19 protein-coding genes and 2 pseudogenes are annotated in these 18248 nt (G+C 63.8%); 2 read left to right on the top strand and 19 right to left on the bottom strand.

Features of this window, described 5'->3' with window-relative positions; all coding sequences use genetic code 11:
• Positions 1 to 5: 5 nt before the first annotated feature.
• From ccmI to ccmA, 9 genes are all read right to left on the bottom strand, one after another.
• Positions 6 to 1217, bottom strand: a complete 1212-nt coding sequence (gene ccmI, locus KI242_RS08810; protein WP_212806059.1) for a c-type cytochrome biogenesis protein CcmI — start codon at positions 1215 to 1217, stop codon at positions 6 to 8.
• Complete coding sequence (locus KI242_RS08805) at positions 1214 to 1684, bottom strand: cytochrome c-type biogenesis protein (RefSeq protein ID WP_011060022.1); 471 nt, start codon at positions 1682 to 1684, stop codon at positions 1214 to 1216. Before KI242_RS08805 ends, ccmI begins: the two co-directional genes overlap by 4 nt.
• Positions 1681 to 2217: a DsbE family thiol:disulfide interchange protein gene (locus tag KI242_RS08800; protein ID WP_011060021.1), complete on the bottom strand. Its 537-nt coding sequence runs from the start codon at positions 2215 to 2217 to the stop codon at positions 1681 to 1683. The genes KI242_RS08805 and KI242_RS08800 overlap by 4 nt, the downstream gene beginning before the upstream one ends.
• Positions 2214 to 4202 (bottom strand): heme lyase CcmF/NrfE family subunit, encoded by a 1989-nt coding sequence (locus KI242_RS08795; RefSeq protein ID WP_011060020.1) that lies wholly within the window; start codon positions 4200 to 4202, stop codon positions 2214 to 2216. The genes KI242_RS08800 and KI242_RS08795 overlap by 4 nt, the downstream gene beginning before the upstream one ends.
• Before the next feature lie 3 nt (positions 4203 to 4205).
• On the bottom strand, positions 4206 to 4661 hold the full coding sequence (gene ccmE / locus KI242_RS08790; protein ID WP_011060019.1) for a cytochrome c maturation protein CcmE: 456 nt from the start codon (positions 4659 to 4661) through the stop codon (positions 4206 to 4208).
• Positions 4658 to 4834, bottom strand: coding sequence for a heme exporter protein CcmD (ccmD, locus tag KI242_RS08785; protein ID WP_011060018.1), 177 nt, complete (start codon positions 4832 to 4834; stop codon positions 4658 to 4660). The genes ccmE and ccmD overlap by 4 nt, the downstream gene beginning before the upstream one ends.
• Positions 4831 to 5586: a heme ABC transporter permease gene (locus tag KI242_RS08780; protein WP_011060017.1), complete on the bottom strand. Its 756-nt coding sequence runs from the start codon at positions 5584 to 5586 to the stop codon at positions 4831 to 4833. Before KI242_RS08780 ends, ccmD begins: the two co-directional genes overlap by 4 nt.
• Before the next feature lie 90 nt (positions 5587 to 5676).
• On the bottom strand, positions 5677 to 6345 hold the full coding sequence (ccmB, locus tag KI242_RS08775) for a heme exporter protein CcmB (RefSeq protein ID WP_011060016.1): 669 nt from the start codon (positions 6343 to 6345) through the stop codon (positions 5677 to 5679).
• Positions 6342 to 6977, bottom strand: a complete 636-nt coding sequence (gene ccmA, locus KI242_RS08770; protein ID WP_011060015.1) for a cytochrome c biogenesis heme-transporting ATPase CcmA — start codon at positions 6975 to 6977, stop codon at positions 6342 to 6344. Before ccmA ends, ccmB begins: the two co-directional genes overlap by 4 nt.
• Before the next feature lie 196 nt (positions 6978 to 7173).
• Here ccmA and KI242_RS08765 point away from each other — a divergent pair.
• Both KI242_RS08765 and KI242_RS08760 read left to right on the top strand, forming a co-directional pair.
• Positions 7174 to 8756, top strand: a pseudogene (locus KI242_RS08765) (flagellar hook-length control protein FliK).
• On the top strand, positions 8753 to 9082 hold the full coding sequence (locus tag KI242_RS08760; RefSeq protein ID WP_053156958.1) for an EscU/YscU/HrcU family type III secretion system export apparatus switch protein: 330 nt from the start codon (positions 8753 to 8755) through the stop codon (positions 9080 to 9082). Before KI242_RS08765 ends, KI242_RS08760 begins: the two are co-directional and overlap by 4 nt.
• 59 nt (positions 9083 to 9141) lie before the next feature.
• Here the strand turns inward: KI242_RS08760 and KI242_RS08755 are convergent, their stop codons facing one another.
• The 10 genes and pseudogenes from KI242_RS08755 to KI242_RS08710 all read right to left on the bottom strand — a co-directional run bounded on the left by KI242_RS08755 (position 9142) and on the right by KI242_RS08710 (position 18194).
• Positions 9142 to 9534: a DUF2802 domain-containing protein gene (locus KI242_RS08755; protein WP_011060012.1), complete on the bottom strand. Its 393-nt coding sequence runs from the start codon at positions 9532 to 9534 to the stop codon at positions 9142 to 9144.
• Entirely contained in the window at positions 9535 to 10017 is a 483-nt protein-coding gene (locus tag KI242_RS08750; protein ID WP_011060011.1) for a chemotaxis protein CheW, read from the bottom strand.
• A 79-nt stretch (positions 10018 to 10096) separates the two neighbouring features.
• Complete coding sequence (locus KI242_RS08745) at positions 10097 to 10975, bottom strand: chemotaxis protein CheW (protein WP_011060010.1); 879 nt, start codon at positions 10973 to 10975, stop codon at positions 10097 to 10099.
• Positions 10976 to 11059: 84 nt separating this feature from the next.
• Positions 11060 to 11848, bottom strand: coding sequence for a ParA family protein (locus tag KI242_RS08740; RefSeq protein WP_011060009.1), 789 nt, complete (start codon positions 11846 to 11848; stop codon positions 11060 to 11062).
• Positions 11849 to 11898: 50 nt separating this feature from the next.
• On the bottom strand, positions 11899 to 12783 hold the full coding sequence (gene motD, locus KI242_RS08735) for a flagellar motor protein MotD (protein ID WP_011060008.1): 885 nt from the start codon (positions 12781 to 12783) through the stop codon (positions 11899 to 11901).
• Positions 12784 to 12785: 2 nt separating this feature from the next.
• Positions 12786 to 13525: pseudogene (locus KI242_RS08730) on the bottom strand (flagellar motor protein).
• Positions 13525 to 14646, bottom strand: a complete 1122-nt coding sequence (locus KI242_RS08725) for a chemotaxis response regulator protein-glutamate methylesterase (protein ID WP_011060006.1) — start codon at positions 14644 to 14646, stop codon at positions 13525 to 13527. The pseudogene KI242_RS08730 and the gene KI242_RS08725 overlap by 1 nt, the downstream one beginning before the upstream one ends.
• A 47-nt stretch (positions 14647 to 14693) precedes the next feature.
• Complete coding sequence (locus KI242_RS08720; RefSeq protein WP_053156954.1) at positions 14694 to 16991, bottom strand: chemotaxis protein CheA; 2298 nt, start codon at positions 16989 to 16991, stop codon at positions 14694 to 14696.
• A 12-nt stretch (positions 16992 to 17003) separates the two neighbouring features.
• Positions 17004 to 17792 (bottom strand): protein phosphatase CheZ, encoded by a 789-nt coding sequence (locus KI242_RS08715; protein WP_011060004.1) that lies wholly within the window; start codon positions 17790 to 17792, stop codon positions 17004 to 17006.
• A 30-nt stretch (positions 17793 to 17822) separates the two neighbouring features.
• Positions 17823 to 18194 (bottom strand): chemotaxis response regulator CheY, encoded by a 372-nt coding sequence (locus tag KI242_RS08710; protein ID WP_003183998.1) that lies wholly within the window; start codon positions 18192 to 18194, stop codon positions 17823 to 17825.
• Positions 18195 to 18248 lie beyond the last annotated feature (54 nt).

Raw genomic sequence — 18248 nt, 5'->3', positions numbered from 1 at the left:
TCTGATTATTGATCCGGGCTGTCGATGGTCAGCTGCTGGGCAGCGGTGGTGCTGCTGGCCAGAGGCTGGCTGCGCCCGACCCACTCGCCGGCCGTCGGCTGGCCGGCGCGGGACACGCGCGCAACCAGTTGGACTTCAGGGAAGTTCGACAGTTTCAACTGCGGCATCATCGCGTCGGCATCCGCCAGCTCGACCGTGACCGGCAAGTCGGCCACGGTCAGGCGCTTGGCCGCCAGCGGCGCGGGTGGGCCCTGGGTGGCGCGAGCGAAGATGAACACGCTGTCGCCCGGCTGGACCTTGGCCTTGAGCTCGGCCGCCAAGTCGACCCTGACCTTGAGCACCGCGCCCTTGGCCTGAGCCTTGGCCGCAGGTTCGCTGGCAACCTTGCCGCCACTGGCCACCAGCTTCTCGCTGGCGCGGTCGATACCGCCCTGCAACGCGGCGCGGGAGTTGTCGTCCGGCGGCAGTTGCGCCTGCAGGCGCTTCCAGTAGTCGATGGCTTCCTGAAAACGCCCGCCTTCGAAGGCGGCGATCCCCAGCAGCCCGAGGCTGGTGACTTCATTGGGGTCGGCTTTCAGGGCTTCGTCGGTCAGGCCCTGGACCTTGTCCGACCATTGCTTGTTGTCGGCAAAGTACTGCGCCTGGGCCCATTGCCCCAGCAGCTCGGGCTGGCGCCCGGCCAGGGCCACGGTGCGTTCGAAGATCTTCGCCGCGTCCGCCGGCCGGTCCTGGGCCATGTAGGTTCGGCCGAGGAAGTACAGGCCTTCGGCGGAATCCGGCTGGGCCGCTACCGCACGCTCCAGGCGCCGGGTCATTTCCTCCATGGACTGTGGCGCCTGGGCGAACTCCCGGGTCAGCTCGACCTTGTCGCTGGCACCAAAATGCAGGTACAGGCCCAGGCCCAGTACCGGCACCAGCAGCGCGGCCAGCAACGGCAGCGGCTTGCCCAGGCGCGAAGTGCGCACGTTAGCGCTGCCTTCGGTATCGGCCAGCAGTTCGCGCGCGGCTTCGGCACGGCCACTGTCCATCTGTTCGGCACTGAGCACGCCTTCCTGCTGCTGGCTGTGCAGTTCGGCCACGCGCTCTTCATAAAGCGCCACGTTCAGCGCGGTACGATCCTCTTCACGCTGAGCGCGACGCTCACGCAATACCGGGATCAACAGGAAACTCAGGGCAATCAGGAGCAGCAGGCCTGCCGCAAGCCAGAAATCAATCATGGGTGGTTTTTATCCAGCAGTTGGTCGAGGCGCTGACGCTCTTCGACGGAAAGCGTGTTCGGGCTGTCGCTGCGCTGCACGCGCCGACGCCGGACAATCACGACAATGATCACCAGCCCGCCCAGCAGCAACCCGGCGGGGCCGAACCAGAGCAAGGCAGTCTTGCCGGTCAGGGCCGGCCGGTAGCGCACGAAGTCACCGTAGCGATCGACCATGAAGTCGATGATCTGCTGGTTGTCCTTGCCCTCGCCGAGCATGCGGAAAATCTCTTTGCGCAGGTCGGCAGCAATCGGCGCGTTGGAATCGGCGATGTCCTGGTTCTGGCACTTGGGGCAGCGCAGTTCCTTGGTCAGCTCGTGGAACCGTTCGCGATCGGTGTCGTTGGCGAACTGGTAGGTGTCGATGGCGGCATGGGCCATGCCGGCGATGCCCAGGCCCAGGATGGCGGCGGCTAACCAGCGCTTCATGGCTTGGCCTCGTCGACCAGGGCCTGGTACTTGGCGGCCAGTTGCTCGCGCCACACCACTTCGTCGATCACCCCGACGTACTTGTCGCGGATGATGCCCTTGGCGTCGATGAAAAAGGTTTCCGGAGCGCCGTAGACGCCCAGGTTCAGGCCCAGGGAGCCCTCCTCATCACGCACGTCCAGCAGGTAGGGATTGTGGAATTCGGCCAGCCACTTCAGGGCATCGGCGTTGACGTCCTTGTAGTTGATGCCGTAGATCACCACGCCCTTCTCGGCCAGCTTGTTCAGTACCGGGTGCTCGACCCGGCAGGAAATGCACCAGGTGCCCCAGACGTTGACCAGCGCCGGCTTGCCCAGCAGGTCGGCGCGGGTCAGGGTCTTGTCGCCCTGCACCGACGGCAGGGAGAACTCCGGGAACGGCTTGCCGATCATCGCCGACGGCAGTTCGGCCGGGTCCAGGTACAACCCGCGATAGAGGAACACCGCCACCACCAGGAACACCGCCAGGGGCAGCATCATCATCCAGCGTCTCATGCCGTAGCTCCTGTCATGCCCAGCGCTTCGCGCACGCGGCTTTTAACCTTGACCCGGTAGCGCCGGTCCAGGGCCGCCAGCAAGCCACCGAAACCGGTGAGCAGGCCGCCGAACCAGATCCAGCGCACGAACGGCTTGACGTGTACCCGCACCGCCCAGGCGCCATCGCCCAGGGGCTCGCCAAGGGCCACATACAGGTCGCGGGTGAAGCCGGCATCGATCCCGGCCTCGGTCATCATCGAACTCTGCACGGTATACAGGCGCTTCTCCGGGTGCAGCACCGCCACTTCCTTGCCATTGCGCACCACACGCACGGTGCCCTTGTCGGAAGTGAAGTTCGGCCCTTCGAAGTGCTTGGCGCCCTCGAAGATGAAGTGATAGCCGGCCAGTTCCATGGATTCGCCCGGCGCCAGGCGCAGATCGCGCTCGGCGCTGTTCTGGCTCGACAGCACCACGCCCAGGGCGCAGACCGCGATGCCCAGGTGCGCCAGCTGCATGCCCCAGTAGCTGCGGGTCAGGCTCGGCAGGCCCTTGATCAGGCCCTTGTGCCGGGTCTTGTCGACGATGTCGCGAGCCCCGGCCAGCAGCACCCAGGCCGCCAGCAGGAAGGTCGCCAGCACCGCCCAGTTGAAGTCGCCATAGGCGATGCCCGCAACCACGGCCAGGGCCACGCTGCCCAGCAGTACCGGGCCGAGCATGCCCACCAGCCATTTCACCGGGGTGTCTTTCCAGCGCACCAACACGCCCACCGCCATCACCACCATCAGCAGGGCCATCAGCGGAATGAACAGCGCGTTGAAGTACGGCGGGCCTACCGACAGCTTGGCGCCGGTCAGGGCGTCCAGCACCAGCGGGTACAGGGTGCCGAGGAGAATCATCGAGGCCGCCACCACCAGCACCAGGTTGTTGCCCAGCAGCAGGGTTTCCCGCGACCAGAGGTTGAAGCCCACCTGGCTCTTGACCACCGGCGCGCGCAGGGCGAACAGGGTCAGCGAACCACCCACCACGAACAGCAGGAAAATCAGGATGAACACGCCGCGCTCAGGGTCGGAAGCGAAGGCATGCACCGAAGTCAGGACGCCGGAACGCACCAGGAAAGTCCCCAGCAGGCTCAGGGAAAAGGCGGCAATCGCCAGCAGCACGGTCCAGCTCTTGAACACCCCGCGCTTTTCGGTGACCGCCAGGGAGTGGATCAGCGCCGTGCCCACCAGCCAGGGCATGAACGAGGCGTTTTCCACCGGGTCCCAGAACCACCAGCCACCCCAGCCCAGTTCGTAGTAGGCCCACCAGGAGCCCAGGGTGATGCCGATGCCGAGGAAGGCCCAGGCCACGATGGTCCAGGGCCGCGACCAGCGAGCCCAGGCGGCGTCCAGGCGACCGCCGAGCAAGGCGGCGATGGCGAAGGCGAAGGCCACCGAAAAACCCACATAGCCCATGTAGAGCATCGGCGGGTGAACGATCAGGCCAATGTCCTGCAACAGCGGGTTGAGGTCGCGACCATCGGCCGGCACCTGGGGCAGGATCCGCGAAAACGGGTTGGAGGTCATGATCAGGAACAGCAGGAAGCCGGTGCTGATCATGCCCATCACCGCCAGCACCCGGGCCAGCATCACCTGGGGCAACTGGCGCGAGAACACCGACACGGCGAAGGTCCAGCCACCGAGGATCAGTGCCCAGAGCAGCAGCGAGCCTTCGTGAGCCCCCCACACGGCACTGAACTTGTAGTACCAGGGCAAGGCGCTGTTGGAGTTGCTGGCGACATAGGCCACCGAGAAATCGTCGCTCATGAAAGCGTAGGTCAGGCAGCCGAAGGCGAACGCCAGGAAGGCGAACTGGCCCCAGGCAGCCGGCTGGGCCAGGCTCATCCACAGGCGATCACCGCGCCAGGCCCCCAGCAGCGGCACCACGGCCTGGACCAGGGCGAAGCACAGGGCGAGGATCATCGCCAGGTGACCGAGTTCGGGAACGAACAGTGCGGAACTCATGGCTTAACCCTCTTTCGCTGGTGTCGGTGCCGACTGGCCGCTGTCTTTCAGGGCCTTGGTGACTTCCGGCGGCATGTACTTCTCGTCGTGCTTGGCCAGCACTTCATCGGCCACCACCACGCCATCGGCGTTGAGCTTGCCCAGGGCAACGATGCCCTGCCCTTCGCGGAACAGGTCCGGAAGGATGCCGCGGTAGGTGATGGTCACCGACTTGTTGAAGTCGGTGACCACGAATTTCACGTCCAGGGAGTCGGCGGAACGCTGCAGGGAACCGGCCTGGACCATGCCGCCGGCGCGGATCCGCGTGTCCAGCGGGGCTTCGCCATTGGCGATCTGGGTCGGGGTGTAGAACAGGTTGATGTTTTCCTTCAGCGCGCTGAGGGCCAGGCCAACGGCAATGCCGACACCGACCAGAATCGCCAGGATGATCAAAAGACGCTTTTTACGCAGCGGATTCACTTACCGTTCTCCCGGCGCAGACGACGCGCCTCTTGTTGCAGATAGCGCTTGCGCGCCAGGATCGGCGCCACCAGCTCACGAGCCAGGACCACCAGGCAAATGCCATAGGCCGACCAGACGTAGAGGCCGTGATGGCCCATGGCGAGAAAATCGCTGAAGGATGCAAAGCTCATCGGGCGGCCTCCAGGCTGCGTTGGACTTCGGCCTTGACCCAGCTGGTCCGGGCTTCACGCTTGAGCACCTCAAGGCGCATGCGCAGCAACAGCAGCACACCAAAGAAACAGTAGAAACCCAACGAGGTCAGCAGCAGCGGCAGCCACATTTCCACCGGCATGGCAGGCTTTTCGGTCAGGGTGAAGGTCGCGCCCTGGTGGAGGGTGTTCCACCATTCCACCGAGTATTTGATGATCGGGATATTCACCACGCCGACAATCGCCAGCACCGCACAGGCCTTGGCGGCGCTGTCACGATTGCTGATGGCGGCATTGAGCGCAATCAGACCTGCGTACAGAAACAGCAGGATCAGCATCGACGTTAGTCGGGCATCCCAGACCCACCAGGAACCCCAGGTCGGCTTGCCCCAGATAGCCCCGGTCACCAGGGCCAGGAAAGTGATCGAGTGCCCGATGGGCGCCGCGCATTGCAGGGCGACATCGGCCAGTTTCATTTTCCACACCAGCCCGACCACACCGCACACGGCCAGCATGACGTAGCAGGACTGTGCCAGCATCGCCATCGGCACATGGATGTAGATGATGCGGAAACTGTTGCCTTGCTGGTAATCCGGTGGCGCAAAGGCCAGGCCCCAGACCACGCCGATGCCGATCAGCAACACGGCGGCAACACTCAGCCAGGGCAGCAGCTTGCCACTGATGCCGTAAAACCATTTAGGCGAGCCGAGCTTATGAAACCAAGTCCAGTTCATTCACTATTTCCATCACGGGTGCTTTTCGTGGTCGAAAAGCCTGGGTCTTTTCTCAGAAAGAAGTGATCAAAAAATGATCAGACCTCATTATTATTCGCCGACGCTGATCTTCAGGCCAGCCGCTATTGCAAAGGGTGTCAAGGTTACTGCCAGGGCGGTCAGGCTCCCAAGCCAGAGCAGGTAACCGGTTGCCGGCATGCCCTGCAATGCCGCCTGCAGGGCGCCACTGCCGAGAATCAGTACCGGGATGTACAACGGCAGGATCAGCAGCGCCAGCAGCAGGCCGCCACGCTTGAGCCCCACCGTCAATGCCGCGCCTACTGCGCCCAGCAGGCTGAGCACCGGGGTCCCCAGCAGCAGGGACATCAGCAGCACCGGCAGACAGGCGGCAGGCAGCCCCAGCATCACCGCCAGCAAGGGCGCGAGCAAGACCAGTGCCAACCCGGAAAACACCCAGTGTGCCAGTACCTTGGCCAGAACCAGAAGAGCCAGGGGGTGCGGCGAAAGGACCCACTGCTCCAGGGATCCATCCTCGAAATCACTGCGAAAAAGCCCGTCCAGCGAGAGCAGGACGGACAATAGGGCCGCTACCCAGACCAGCCCCGGAGACAAGGTTTGCAACAATTGTGTCTCAGGTCCCACGGCCAGGGGGAACAGTGCAACAACGATTGCGAAAAATACCAAGGGGTTGGCCAGTTCCGCCGGGCGCCGGCACAACAGGCGCGCTTCACGGGCCACCAACAGGGCAAACACACTCATGCGGCCCACCGTCCCAGGTCAATGTCACGGTAGCCGGAAGGCATGCGGGCCAGGCTGTGGTGGGTGGTCAGGACCACCATGCCGCCACGCTCGCAATGGCCCGCCAGGTGCTCTTCGAGCTGGGCCACGCCCTGCTTGTCGAGGGCGGTGAAGGGTTCGTCGAGTATCCACAACGGCGGGCTGTCCAGGTACAGGCGCGCCAAGGCCACGCGGCGCTGCTGGCCGGCGGAAAGGGTATGGCACGGCACATCCTCGAAACCGCGCAGGCCGACCGCCGCCAGGGCCTGCCAGATCGCCTCGCGCCGGGCAGGCTGGTGCAGGGCACAGAGCCAGCTGAGGTTCTCCTCGGGGCTCAACAGCTCCTTGATGCCGGCGGCATGGCCGATCCACAACAGGTTGCGGGCCAGTTCCGCGCGCTGGGCGTGCAATGGCTGGCCATTGAGCAGCACCTGGCCGCTGGTGGGCTGCATCAACCCGGCCAGCAGGCGCAGCAGGCTGGTCTTGCCGCTGCCGTTGGGGCCGCTGATCTGCACCATGTCGCCGCCCGTCAGACGCAACTCGAGGTGTTCAAATAGCATCCGCCAATCGCGCTCACAGGCGAGTGCTACGGCTTCGAGAAGGGGGCTGGTCAAGGGATAGCGGGCCTTTACAGGTTCAAGTCGGCAACGGAGCGGCCGTTAAAGAGATGCAGGATAAATGCATTGGCGGCCTGTTCTAGAGAGCTGCGTCAAACAATTGCAATGTTTTCACCACTCCCCCAAAGACGGGCGGCATTATACATGCGAAGCCCTACGCTTATGAGGGCTAATTTCCACAGGTTGTGTCCGAATGACAGGCGAAATGAACATCCTGCCTGCGCCCCAGGTGCCCGCGCCCGGCGCCTCGCGCCCCCAGGCGATCAGCGGGGAACTGCTGAAGCTGGTGCCGCCCCTGGAGGGCCTGATTGCCGCCGGCCAGAGCGCCAAGGCCGAAGTGCTGTCGCTCAAGCAGACCGACCAGACGTTCCAGTTGCTGCTCAAAGTGACCCTGGACAACGGCCGGCAAACCACTTTGCAGGCCACCAGCAATCAACCCCTGCCCCAGGGCACCAGCCTGGCGGTCACCCAACCCTCGGCGGGCAACCTGGCGATCACCGTGCAACAGGCCATCGCCTCCAGTGTCGCCGCCCTGACCCGCCTGGACACCAGCCAACTGCCCCCGGCACCCTGATCCAGGCCAAGGTGCTGACCACCCAGATGCTGCCCCAGGGCACCAGCCAGCCGGCGATCTATCGCTCCCTGGTGAGCCTGCTCAACACCGCACAGAGCGGCGCCACCCTGAGCATCGAAAGCCCGCAGCCGCTGCGCATCGGCAGCCTGCTCAGCGCCCTGGTCTCGGATGCCCAGACCCTGAATTTCGTCCCCCTGAGCAGCCGTCAGGAGCAATTGGCCATCGCCGCCCAACTGGCCAGCCAGCAAAGCCGCCAGGGTTCCCTCAGTAGCTTGATCAACGCCCTGCAGAACCTGCCCGCCGACAGTGACCCCTCGACCACCTCCACTGACCTGCGCGCCGCCGTCGAGCGTCTGCTGGCCGGCCTGCCCGACGTGCAGCAACTGAGCAACCCGCGCGGCGTGGCCCAGGCCTTGCTGGGCAGCGGCCTGTTCCTGGAAGCCCGGCTGCTGGCCGGGGCCAACCCGGGGCAGGTGCCGGACATGAAGGCCGACCTGTTGCGCCTGATCGCCCAGCTGACCCCGGGCCTGCCCTCCTCCACCAGCTTCAACGCCATCCTGGCCGCCAACACCCTGGCCCAGTCGCTGCCCAGCTTCGTGCGCAGCGCCCTGGGTACCCTCGGCCAGGTCAGCGCCAAGGCTTCGCCCACCGGCTTTCCATTGCCGGAACGGTTGCTGCAGAGCCTGGAAGGCGAAGGTGACCTGGAACAACTGCTGCGCCTGGCCGCCGCGGCCGTATCGCGTTTGCAGAGCCATCAACTGTCGAGCCTGGAGCAAAGCGGCCTGACCGACGATGGCCGGCTGTTGAGTACCTGGCAGTTGGAAATCCCCATGCGCAACCTGCAGGACATCGTGCCCTTGCAGGTCAAGCTGCAGCGCGAAGAGGCGCCGGAACCGGAGCCGGAACACAAACGCGAGGAACGTGAGCCCAAGCAGGCCCTGTGGCGGGTCGACCTGGCCTTCGACCTGGAGCCTCTGGGCCCGCTGCAAGTCCAGGCACAGCTGATCCAGGGCCGGCTGTCCAGCCAGCTCTGGGCCGAGCGCCCCTACACGGCGAGCCTGATTGAAAGCCACCTGGGCAACCTGCGCGAACGCCTGCTGGCCTCGGGACTGAATGTCGGCGACCTGGATTGCCACCTCGGCACTCCGCCCCAGGGCCCGCAAACCCGATTGGAACAACGCTGGGTGGACGAAACCGCATGAAGCACTCTCCGCCACCACGCCAGGCCATCGCCCTCAAATACGATGGCCAGCAGGCTCCGACCCTCACCGCCAAGGGCGATGACGAACTGGCCGAAGCCATCCTGAAGATTGCCCGGGACTATGAAGTCCCGATCTACGAGAACGCCGAGCTGGTGAAGCTGCTGGCGCGACTGGAGCTGGGCGAGAGCATTCCGCCGGAGCTGTACCGGACCATCGCCGAGATCATCGCCTTCGCCTGGAACCTCAAGGGCAAGTTCCCGGCGGGGCATGATCCGCAACGGGCGGAACTGGAGAAGGACATCACCGAACGCGGCGACGATTACTGAGACAGCCCGGCCGCATGAGGGCCCCAGGGGCCTTTTTGCAGCGGGCGTTCGCGGCTACATCAGCCTTTGTGCAGCTTGCTGACCAGCTCCGCTTCGGCCTGGGTGAGGCCGCAGGATTGGGTCAGCTCGTCGACGCTGGCGCCCATGCCCACCAGGCGCGCGGCCTGGGCGAACGACAGGCTGGAAGGGTCACGCTGCTCCAGCTGGGCCAGCTTGTCCGGCAAAGGCGCTACCACAGCGCGCAACTCGTGCAGGTCCTCGCCCATGCGCACCGTACCGCTCTGGTAATGGTCGACGCGCTTGGCCAGCTCCTTGATCCGCTGGTCGCGCACGGCGTCACCCTCAGCCTGCTGGGCAGCAATCTGCCGCTGGTTGCGGGTGTAGGACAGGAACAGAGCCAGAGTGGCGACCCAGAGGATCGCCAGGACAATTACCGCTACCTCGAGGATCAATCAGATACTCTCCAGTTCCGACCATTCCTCTTCGCTCATCATCTTGTCCAGCTCAACCAGAATCAGCAGTTCGCCGTTCTTGTTGCACACGCCCTGGATGAACTTGGCCGACTCTTCGTTGCCGACGTTCGGCGCGGTCTCGACTTCCGACTGGCGCAGGTAAACCACTTCGGCGACGCTGTCCACCATGATCCCGACCACTTGCTTGTCGGCTTCGATGATGACGATCCGGGTGTTGTCGTTGACTTCGGTCGGCACCAGGCCGAAGCGCTGGCGGGTATCGATCACGGTCACCACGTTGCCGCGCAGGTTGATGATCCCCAGCACGTAGCTGGGTGCGCCCGGCACCGGAGCGATCTCGGTATAGCGCAGCACTTCCTGGACCCGCATCACGTTGATGCCGTAGGACTCGTTATCCAGCTTGAAGGTGACCCATTGCAGGATCGGATCTTCGGAACCCTGTGCAGACGACGACTTATTCATACCCTGACCCCTCAAATAACCGTTGAAAACGGCGTGTGTTCTGTGTGGCTACGCCCGACGGACGCGGCCTGTTGTTGGTTTACTTCGGCTTGTGGGCCGCTTGACTGATCGCCATCTGCTTGGCGCCACCGGTGGCGATCAATTCCGCCAGTTCGGCAACATCGAGCAAGGCGCACATATGTTCAATCACCGTGCCGGCCAGCCACGGGCGTTGGCCACGGTGACTGCGCCACTTGATTTCATTGGGGTCCAGGCGCAGCGAGCGGCTGACCTGATGCACCGCCAGCCCCCACTCATAGCCCTGGACCGAGATCACGTACTGCAGGCCCTGGCGGAAATCGTCGCGGTAGCGATCCGGCATGACCCAGCGTGCGGTATCCAGCACCTTCAGGTTGCCAGCCTGGCTCGGCAGGATACCGAGGAACCATTCCGGCTGGCCGAACAGCGGCGTCAGCTCCTGCCCGGCCAGGGAATAGATCGAGCCCAGGCATACCAGGGGCACCGCCAGGGTCAGGCCCGCGACATCGAACAACAGGCACTCGAACGGCTCTGCCGCCCAGGCGGGACGATCGCTGCCGGTGACCGGAGGCGGTGTATTGCTCGGCGGCAAGTGCACTTCCACCACGGGCGGCACCAGGGCCTGGAGCATCGGCACCACGGGCGAGAGGGTGCTTGGCATGGGCTCCGGCGCTTCCAGCACCGGGGTGGCAACGGGCTCTGGCGCAGCAACCGCAGGCGCCGAGTGCTGCTGGAGCTCGGCGTCACGGGCCTGCTCTTCCAGTACCGCGGCCTGGAATTCATCCAGCACTTCACTGGAGGCTTCGACCACTACCGGGGCGGGCACCGGGATCGGCGGCTCTGGCAGCAACTCCTCGTCGGTGGCGTCCTGCAGCAAAGCGTCCAGGTACGACTGCAGCGCCAACTGCGGCCGGCTCTTTACATCCAGAGGACGGTTCATGAGGATGCCCACGCTAAAACCCCGATACAGTGACCTGTAGGGGTTATCGGCCGGGCGGCGTGGCGACTTGAATAACGCTTCACGTCAAGCCACCTGCGCCACGAGCTGCTGGGCCAGCAAGTGCTTGAGCAAGGCCTTGTAGGCCAGTACGCCGCGGCTCTTGCCATCGAATTGCGAAGGGGTGACCCCGGCCCGGCTGGCGTCGCGCAGGCGGGTATCCACCGGAATGTAGCCTTGCCAGATCTCCTCGGGAAACTTGTCCCGCAGTACCCGCAGGGTGCCCAGGGAGGCCTGGGTACGGCGGTCGAACAGGGTCGGCACGATAGTGAACGGCAAGGGTTGCTTGCGCGAGCGATTGACCATGGCCAGGGTATTGACCATGCGCTCCAGGCCCTTGACCGCCAGGTGCTCGGTCTGCACCGGGATCACCAACTGCTGGCTGGCCGCCAGTGCGTTGACCATCAGCACCCCGAGCAACGGGGGGCTGTCGATCACCGCATAGTCGAAATCCTGCCACAGCTGCGCCAGGCTCTTGGCGATCACCAGGCCCAGGCCGCTCTGCCCCGGCGACTGGCGCTCCAGGGTGGCCAGCGCGGTGCTGGACGGCAACAGCGAAATACGCTCGTGGCTGGTGCCCAGCAACAACTGGCCCGGCAGGTCCTGGGGCACATTGCCCTTGTGCAGGAACAGGTCGTAGCTGCTGTGCTCCAGGCTGTCCGGGTCATAGCCGAAGTAGCTGGTCATGGAGCCGTGGGGGTCGAGATCGACCACGACCACACGCTTGCCCGCCTCGGCCAGCAAGCCGGCTAAAGCGATGGAACTGGTGGTTTTACCGACACCACCCTTTTGATTGGCAACTGCCCAGACTCTCATTCGGTTGGTTCCTCCCGCCCGGCCACAGCGGGGCGAGACATAGCGCTAAGTTATAAAGCAGGTGACGGAGAATTGACGGCGCTTCCCTGTACCGGCGTTTTGACCGGGGTTGGTGCAGTTTGTGTGCCAGCACGCTTGAGTGCCGCATCCGGTGTTGCATGGGCGGTGCCGGTACCGGTCAGGCTGCGGCGCACATCCAGGTTGCGCGACACCACCAGCACCACCCGGCGATTGCGCGCCCGGCCTTCGGCGGTGGCGTTGTTGGCCACTGGCTGGAACTCACCGTAGCCCACCGAGGCCATGCGCGCCGGGTTCACCCCCTGCATCGCCAGCATGCGCACGATGCTCGCCGAACGGGCCGAGGACAGCTCCCAGTTGGTCGGGTACTGCGCGGTCTGGATCGGCAGGTTGTCGGTGAAACCCTCGACATGGATCGGGTTGTCGAAGGGTTTGAGGATCTTCGCCACCTTGTCGATGATGGTGAACGCCTGGTCGCTGGGCATGGCATCGCCACTGCCGAACAGCAGGCTGGAGTTGAGTTCGATCTCCACCCACAGTTCATTGCCGCGCACGGTCATCTGGTTGGAGCTGATCAGGTCGCCAAAGGCTGCGCTGATGTCATCGGCGATGCTTTTCAGCGGGTCACTGGCCCCGGCGATGCCGGCGTCGGTCTGGTCGCTGTCCTTGACCAGGGGCTTGGCCGGGGTCACGGTCTTGGGACGCTCGTCGCCGATGGGAATCGGCTTGAGGCTACGATCGGAGTCGGTGAAGACCCCGATCAAGGCTTCGGAAATGACCTTGTACTTGCCCTCGTTGATCGAGGAAATCGAGTACATGACCACGAAAAACGCGAACAGCAAGGTAATGAAGTCGGCGTAGGAAACCAACCAGCGCTCATGGTTGACGTGTTCTTCTTGCTGGCGACGACGGGCCATAATCAGTCCATGAAGCCTTGCAGCTTCAGCTCGATGGAGCGGGGGTTTTCGCCTTCGGCGATCGACAGGATGCCTTCGAGGAGCATTTCCCGGTAACGCGACTGGCGCAAGGCAACGGATTTCAGCTTGGCGGCGATCGGCAGCAGCACCAGGTTGGCACTGGCCACCCCATAGATAGTGGCGACGAAGGCCACGGCGATGCCGCTACCCAGCTGGGATGGATCGGCCAGGTTGCCCATCACGTGGATCAGCCCCATTACCGCGCCGATGATGCCGATGGTCGGCGCATAGCCGCCCATGCTCTCGAACACCTTGGCGGCCTCGATATCACGACTTTCCTGGGTATAGAAATCCACTTCGAGAATGCTGCGGATGGCTTCGGGTTCGGCACCGTCCACCAGCAACTGCAAGCCCTTGCGCGCATAACTGTCAGGCTCGGCATCCGCCACGCCTTCCAGGCCCAGCAGGCCTTCCTTGCGCGCGGTGAGGCTCCAGTTGACCACCCGGTCGATGCCGCCCGGCAGATCGACCCGGGGCGGGAACAGGATCCAGGCAAGGATCTGCATGGCCCGTTTGAAGGCGCTCAGCGGCGACTGCAGCAGTGCCGCGCCGATGGTCCCGCCGAGCACGATCAGTGCCGCCGGACCGTTGGCCAGGGCCGACAGGTGCCCCCCTCCAGGTAGTTGCCACCGATGATGGCGACAAACGCCATGATGATCCCGATAAGGCTGAGCACATCCATCAGAGACAGGCCTCGACCAGGTGCCGGCCGATGTCGTCCAGGCTGTACACCGCATCCGCCAGGTTGGCCTTGACGATGGCCATTGGCATGCCATAGATCACACAGCTGGCCTCGTCCTGGGCCCAGACCGCACTGCCGCCCTGCTTGAGCAGACGCGCGCCTTCGCGACCGTCGGCGCCCATGCCGGTGAGCACCACCGCCAGAACTTTGTCGCTGTAGGACTTGGCCGCAGAGCCGAAGGTGATATCCACGCACGGCTTATAGTTCAAGCGCTCATCGCCCGGGAGAATCTTCACCGCACCACGACCGTCGACCATCATCTGCTTGCCGCCAGGCGCCAGCAGCGCCAGGCCCGGACGCAGGATGTCGCCATCCTCGGCTTCCTTGACGCTGATGCGGCAGAGCTTGTCCAGACGCTCGGCAAAGGCCTTGGTGAAGGCCGCCGGCATATGCTGGATCAGCACGATAGGTGCCGGGAAGTTGGCCGGCAGCTGGGTCAGGACCCGCTGCAGCGCCACCGGGCCGCCTGTGGACGTACCAATGGCCACCAGCTTGTAGGCCTTGCGCTTGGGGGCCGGCGAATTCGCACTGGCCGCCGGCGCCGCTGCGCGGGCCGGAGCCGGTGCGGGAGCTGGCGAGCGCGAACTGGCGAAGCTCGAAGGAGCAGGTGCCGGCGCACTCGCCGGCTGCGGTGCCGGAGCACTGTAGCTGCTGAAGCGCCGATTGCTGCGCGAGATACTGTGGACCTTCTCGCACAGCAACTGCTTGACCTTCTCGGGATTGCGCGAGATGTCCTCGAAGTTCTTCGGCAGAAAGTCCACCGCCCCGGCATCCAGCGCATCGAGGGTCACTCGGGCGCCTTCGTGGGTCAGGGAGGAGAACATCAGGACCGGCGTCGGGCAGCGCTGCATGATGTGCCGCACTGCGGTGATGCCATCCATCATCGGCATCTCGTAGTCCATGGTGATCACGTCCGGCTTGAGCGCCAGGGCCTGATCGATCGCCTCTTTACCATTGGTCGCCGTGCCGACGACCTGGATATTCGAATCCGCTGAAAGAATTTCCGAGACGCGGCGGCGGAAAAAACCCGAATCGTCCACCACCAGGACTTTGACTGCCATAAACACTCCGTTAGGTGGGGCGAGGCCAACCGCCCCTCCCCGCCGAATCAAATACGCCGTGCGGCGTAACGCTTGAGCATGCTCGGAACATCGAGGATCAGAGCAATGCGGCCGTCACCGGTAATGGTGGCGCCGGACATGCCCGGGGTTCCCTGAAGCATTTTGCCCAAGGGCTTGATGACCACTTCTTCCTGGCCCACCAGTTGATCGACGACGAAGCCGATCCGCTGGGTACCCACCGAAAGGATCACTACGTGGCCCTCGCGCTGCTCTTCATGAGCGGCGGAACTGACCAGCCAGCGTTTGAGGTAGAACAGGGGCAACGCCTTGTCGCGCACGATCACCACTTCCTGGCCGTCCACCACGTTGGTGCGCGACAGGTCGAGGTGGAAGATCTCGTTGACGTTGACCAGCGGGAAAGCGAATGCCTGGTTGCCGAGCATGACCATCAGGGTCGGCATGATCGCCAGGGTCAACGGCACCTTGATGACGATCTTCGAGCCCTGGCCCTTGGTCGAATAGATGTTGATCGAACCATTGAGCTGGGAAATCTTGGTCTTCACCACGTCCATGCCCACACCGCGACCGGACACATCGGAAATCTCGGTCTTGGTGGAGAAGCCCGGGGCAAAGATCAGGTTGTAGCACTCGGTATCGCTCAGGCGGTCGGCGGCGTCCTTGTCCATCACGCCGCGCTTGACGGCGATGGCGCGCAACACGTTCGGGTCCATGCCCTTGCCGTCATCGGAGATCGACAGCAGGATGTGGTCGCCTTCCTGTTCCGCCGCCAGTACCACCTTGCCGCCACGGGACTTGCCCGAGGCTTCGCGCTCTTCCGGCGATTCGATGCCGTGGTCCACCGCGTTGCGCACCAAGTGCACCAGCGGGTCGGCCAGGGCTTCTACCAGGTTCTTGTCGAGGTCGGTTTCTTCCCCCACCAGCTCCAGGTTGATCTCTTTCTTGAGCTGCCGGGCCAGGTCGCGAACCAGGCGCGGGAAGCGCCCGAAGACCTTCTTGATCGGCTGCATGCGGGTCTTCATCACCGCGGTCTGCAGGTCGGCAGTCACCACGTCGAGGTTCGACACGGCCTTGGACATGGCTTCGTCGCCGCTGTTGAGGCCCAGGCGCACCAGGCGGTTACGCACCAGCACCAGCTCGCCCACCATGTTCATGATTTCGTCCAGGCGCGCGGTATCGACACGCACCGTGGTTTCCGCTTCGCTGGCAGGCTTTTCCGCCGGCGGGGCCGCAGCGGCGGCGCGAGCCGGGGCCGGGGCCGGGGCCGGGGCCGCAGCAGGAGCAGCGGCAGCTTTCGGCGCCTCGGCCTTGGGCTCGGGCTTCTTCGCCGCCGGCTTGGCGACGGCAGCAGTGGCCGCCGCAGCCGGAGCCGCAGTGGCCGCGGCTGGCTTGGCCGCACCCGGGGTTTCGGAGAATTTGCCCTTGCCGTGCAACTCATCCAGCAGGGATTCGAATTCGTGATCGGTGATCAGGTCGCTGCCGGCTGCGGCTGCGCTTGGTGCGGCTGCGGCAGGAGCGGCAGGCGCCGCCGCCACGGCCGAATCCAGGGCCTCCACGGCGAAGTTGCCCTTGCCATGCAACTGGTCCAGCAATGCTTCGAATTCATCGTCGGTGATCTCATCACCTGCGCCAGCCGCACCACTGGTGGCACTGGCCGCGGCCGGTGCCACGGCATCCGGGGCGAACTGGCCCTTGCCGTGCAACTGATCGAGCAGGGATTCGAACTCCGCGTCGGTGATTTCATCGCTGGCCGGCTCGCCCTGGGCCGCAGGTGCGGCGGCAGGCGCTGCTTCGGCTTCGGCCTTGGCGGCATTCAGCGAGTCGAGCAACAGCTCGAATTCGTTATCGGTGATGTCCCCTGCCGGGCTTTCTTCAGCCACAGGCTCGGCAACCGGCTCAACCACCTCTTCCACAGCAGGTGCTGCAGGCTCGGCGCCGGCAGGTTCGGCCAGGCGCGCCAGGGCCGCCAGCAACTCCGGTGTGGCAGCGGTGATTTCGGTGCGCTCACGGACCTGGCTGAACATGCCGTTCACCGCGTCCAAAGCTTCAAGCACCACGTCCATCAGTTCCGAGTCGACTCGCCGCTCACCCTTGCGCAGGATGTCGAAGACGTTCTCGGCGATGTGGCAGCACTCCACCAGCTCATTGAGCTGGAGGAAGCCGGCGCCCCCTTTAACAGTGTGAAAACCGCGAAAAATTGCATTGAGCAAATCCGCATCATCCGGCCGGCTTTCCAGCTCGACCAGTTGTTCGGACAGTTGCTCTAGAATCTCGCCGGCCTCAACCAGGAAATCCTGAAGGATCTCTTCATCGGCGCCGAAGCTCATTAATGGGTGCTCCTAGAATCCAAGGCTGGAAAGCAAATCGTCTACATCGTCCTGACCGGACATAACGTCTTCCCGTTTATCGGCATGAATCTGCGGACCTTCACCCTTGGCGAGATGTTTTTGCGGATCTTTTTCAGCGAGGATCGATTCACGGTCATGTTCGATACCGGCGAAACGATCGACCTGGCTGGCCATCAAGACGAGTTTGAGCAGATTGCTTTCGACTTCCGTGACCAACTGGGTCACACGCTTGATCACCTGACCGGTCAGGTCCTGGTAATCCTGCGCCAGCAGAATGTCGTTGAGGTGGCCGGAAACGGTACGGGTTTCCTGTTCGCTGCGCGTCAGGAAACTGTCGACCCGGCGCGCCAGCTCGCGAAACTCTTCAGCGCCGACCTCGCGCCGCATGAAGCGCCCCCAGTCTGCGCTCAAGGCCTGGGCTTCAGTGCTCAAGCCGTTGACCAGCGGGGTGCTGCTCTCCACCAGGTCCATGGTGCGGTTGGCTGCGGCTTCCGTCAGCCGGACCACATAGGACAGGCGCTCAGTGGCATCCGTGATCTGTGAAACTTCCTCGGCTTGCGGCATGTGCGGGTCAATCTGGAAATTGACGATCGCGCTATGCAGCTCGCGGGTGAGCTTGCCCACTTCCTGGTACAGGCCGCGGTCACGGGTCTGATTGAGCTCATGGATCAATTGCACCGCTTCGCCGAACCGGCCCTTTTCAAGGCTCTCGACCAGTTCCAGCGCATGTTTTTTCAGGGTCGACTCAAAGTCGCCCAGTGAAGATTCGTTATGCTCCATAGCTCCCCCGTGGCGGAATGGCTACGCGTCTCAACCGATGCGTTCGAAGATTTTTTCGATCTTCTCTTTCAACGCCTGAGCCGTGAATGGTTTGACGACATAGCCGTTTACGCCGGCCTGGGCAGCTTCGATGATCTGCTCGCGCTTGGCTTCAGCAGTCACCATCAATACCGGCAGGTGCTTGAGTTTTTCATCGGCGCGCACGTGGCGCAGCAGGTCGATACCGGTCATGCCCGGCATGTTCCAGTCCGTTACCAGAAAGTCGATGCTCCCGCTGTTGAGTACCGGAATGGCGGTAGTGCCATCGTCGGCCTCGACCGTGTTGGTGAATCCCAGATCACGCAACAGGTTCTTAATGATCCGCCGCATCGTTGAAAAGTCATCAACGATGAGGATTTTCATGTTCTTGTCCAATTCGACCTCCAAGCAGTCTTAAACGCATCCAGCACCTGAACG

The sequence above is a fragment of the Pseudomonas sp. Eqa60 genome (assembly GCF_018326405.1).
Taxonomy (GTDB): Bacteria; Pseudomonadota; Gammaproteobacteria; order Pseudomonadales; family Pseudomonadaceae; genus Aquipseudomonas; species Aquipseudomonas protegens.
Note: the sequence above shows the minus strand (reverse complement) of the source record. Positions and strands in the feature narration are given on the sequence as shown.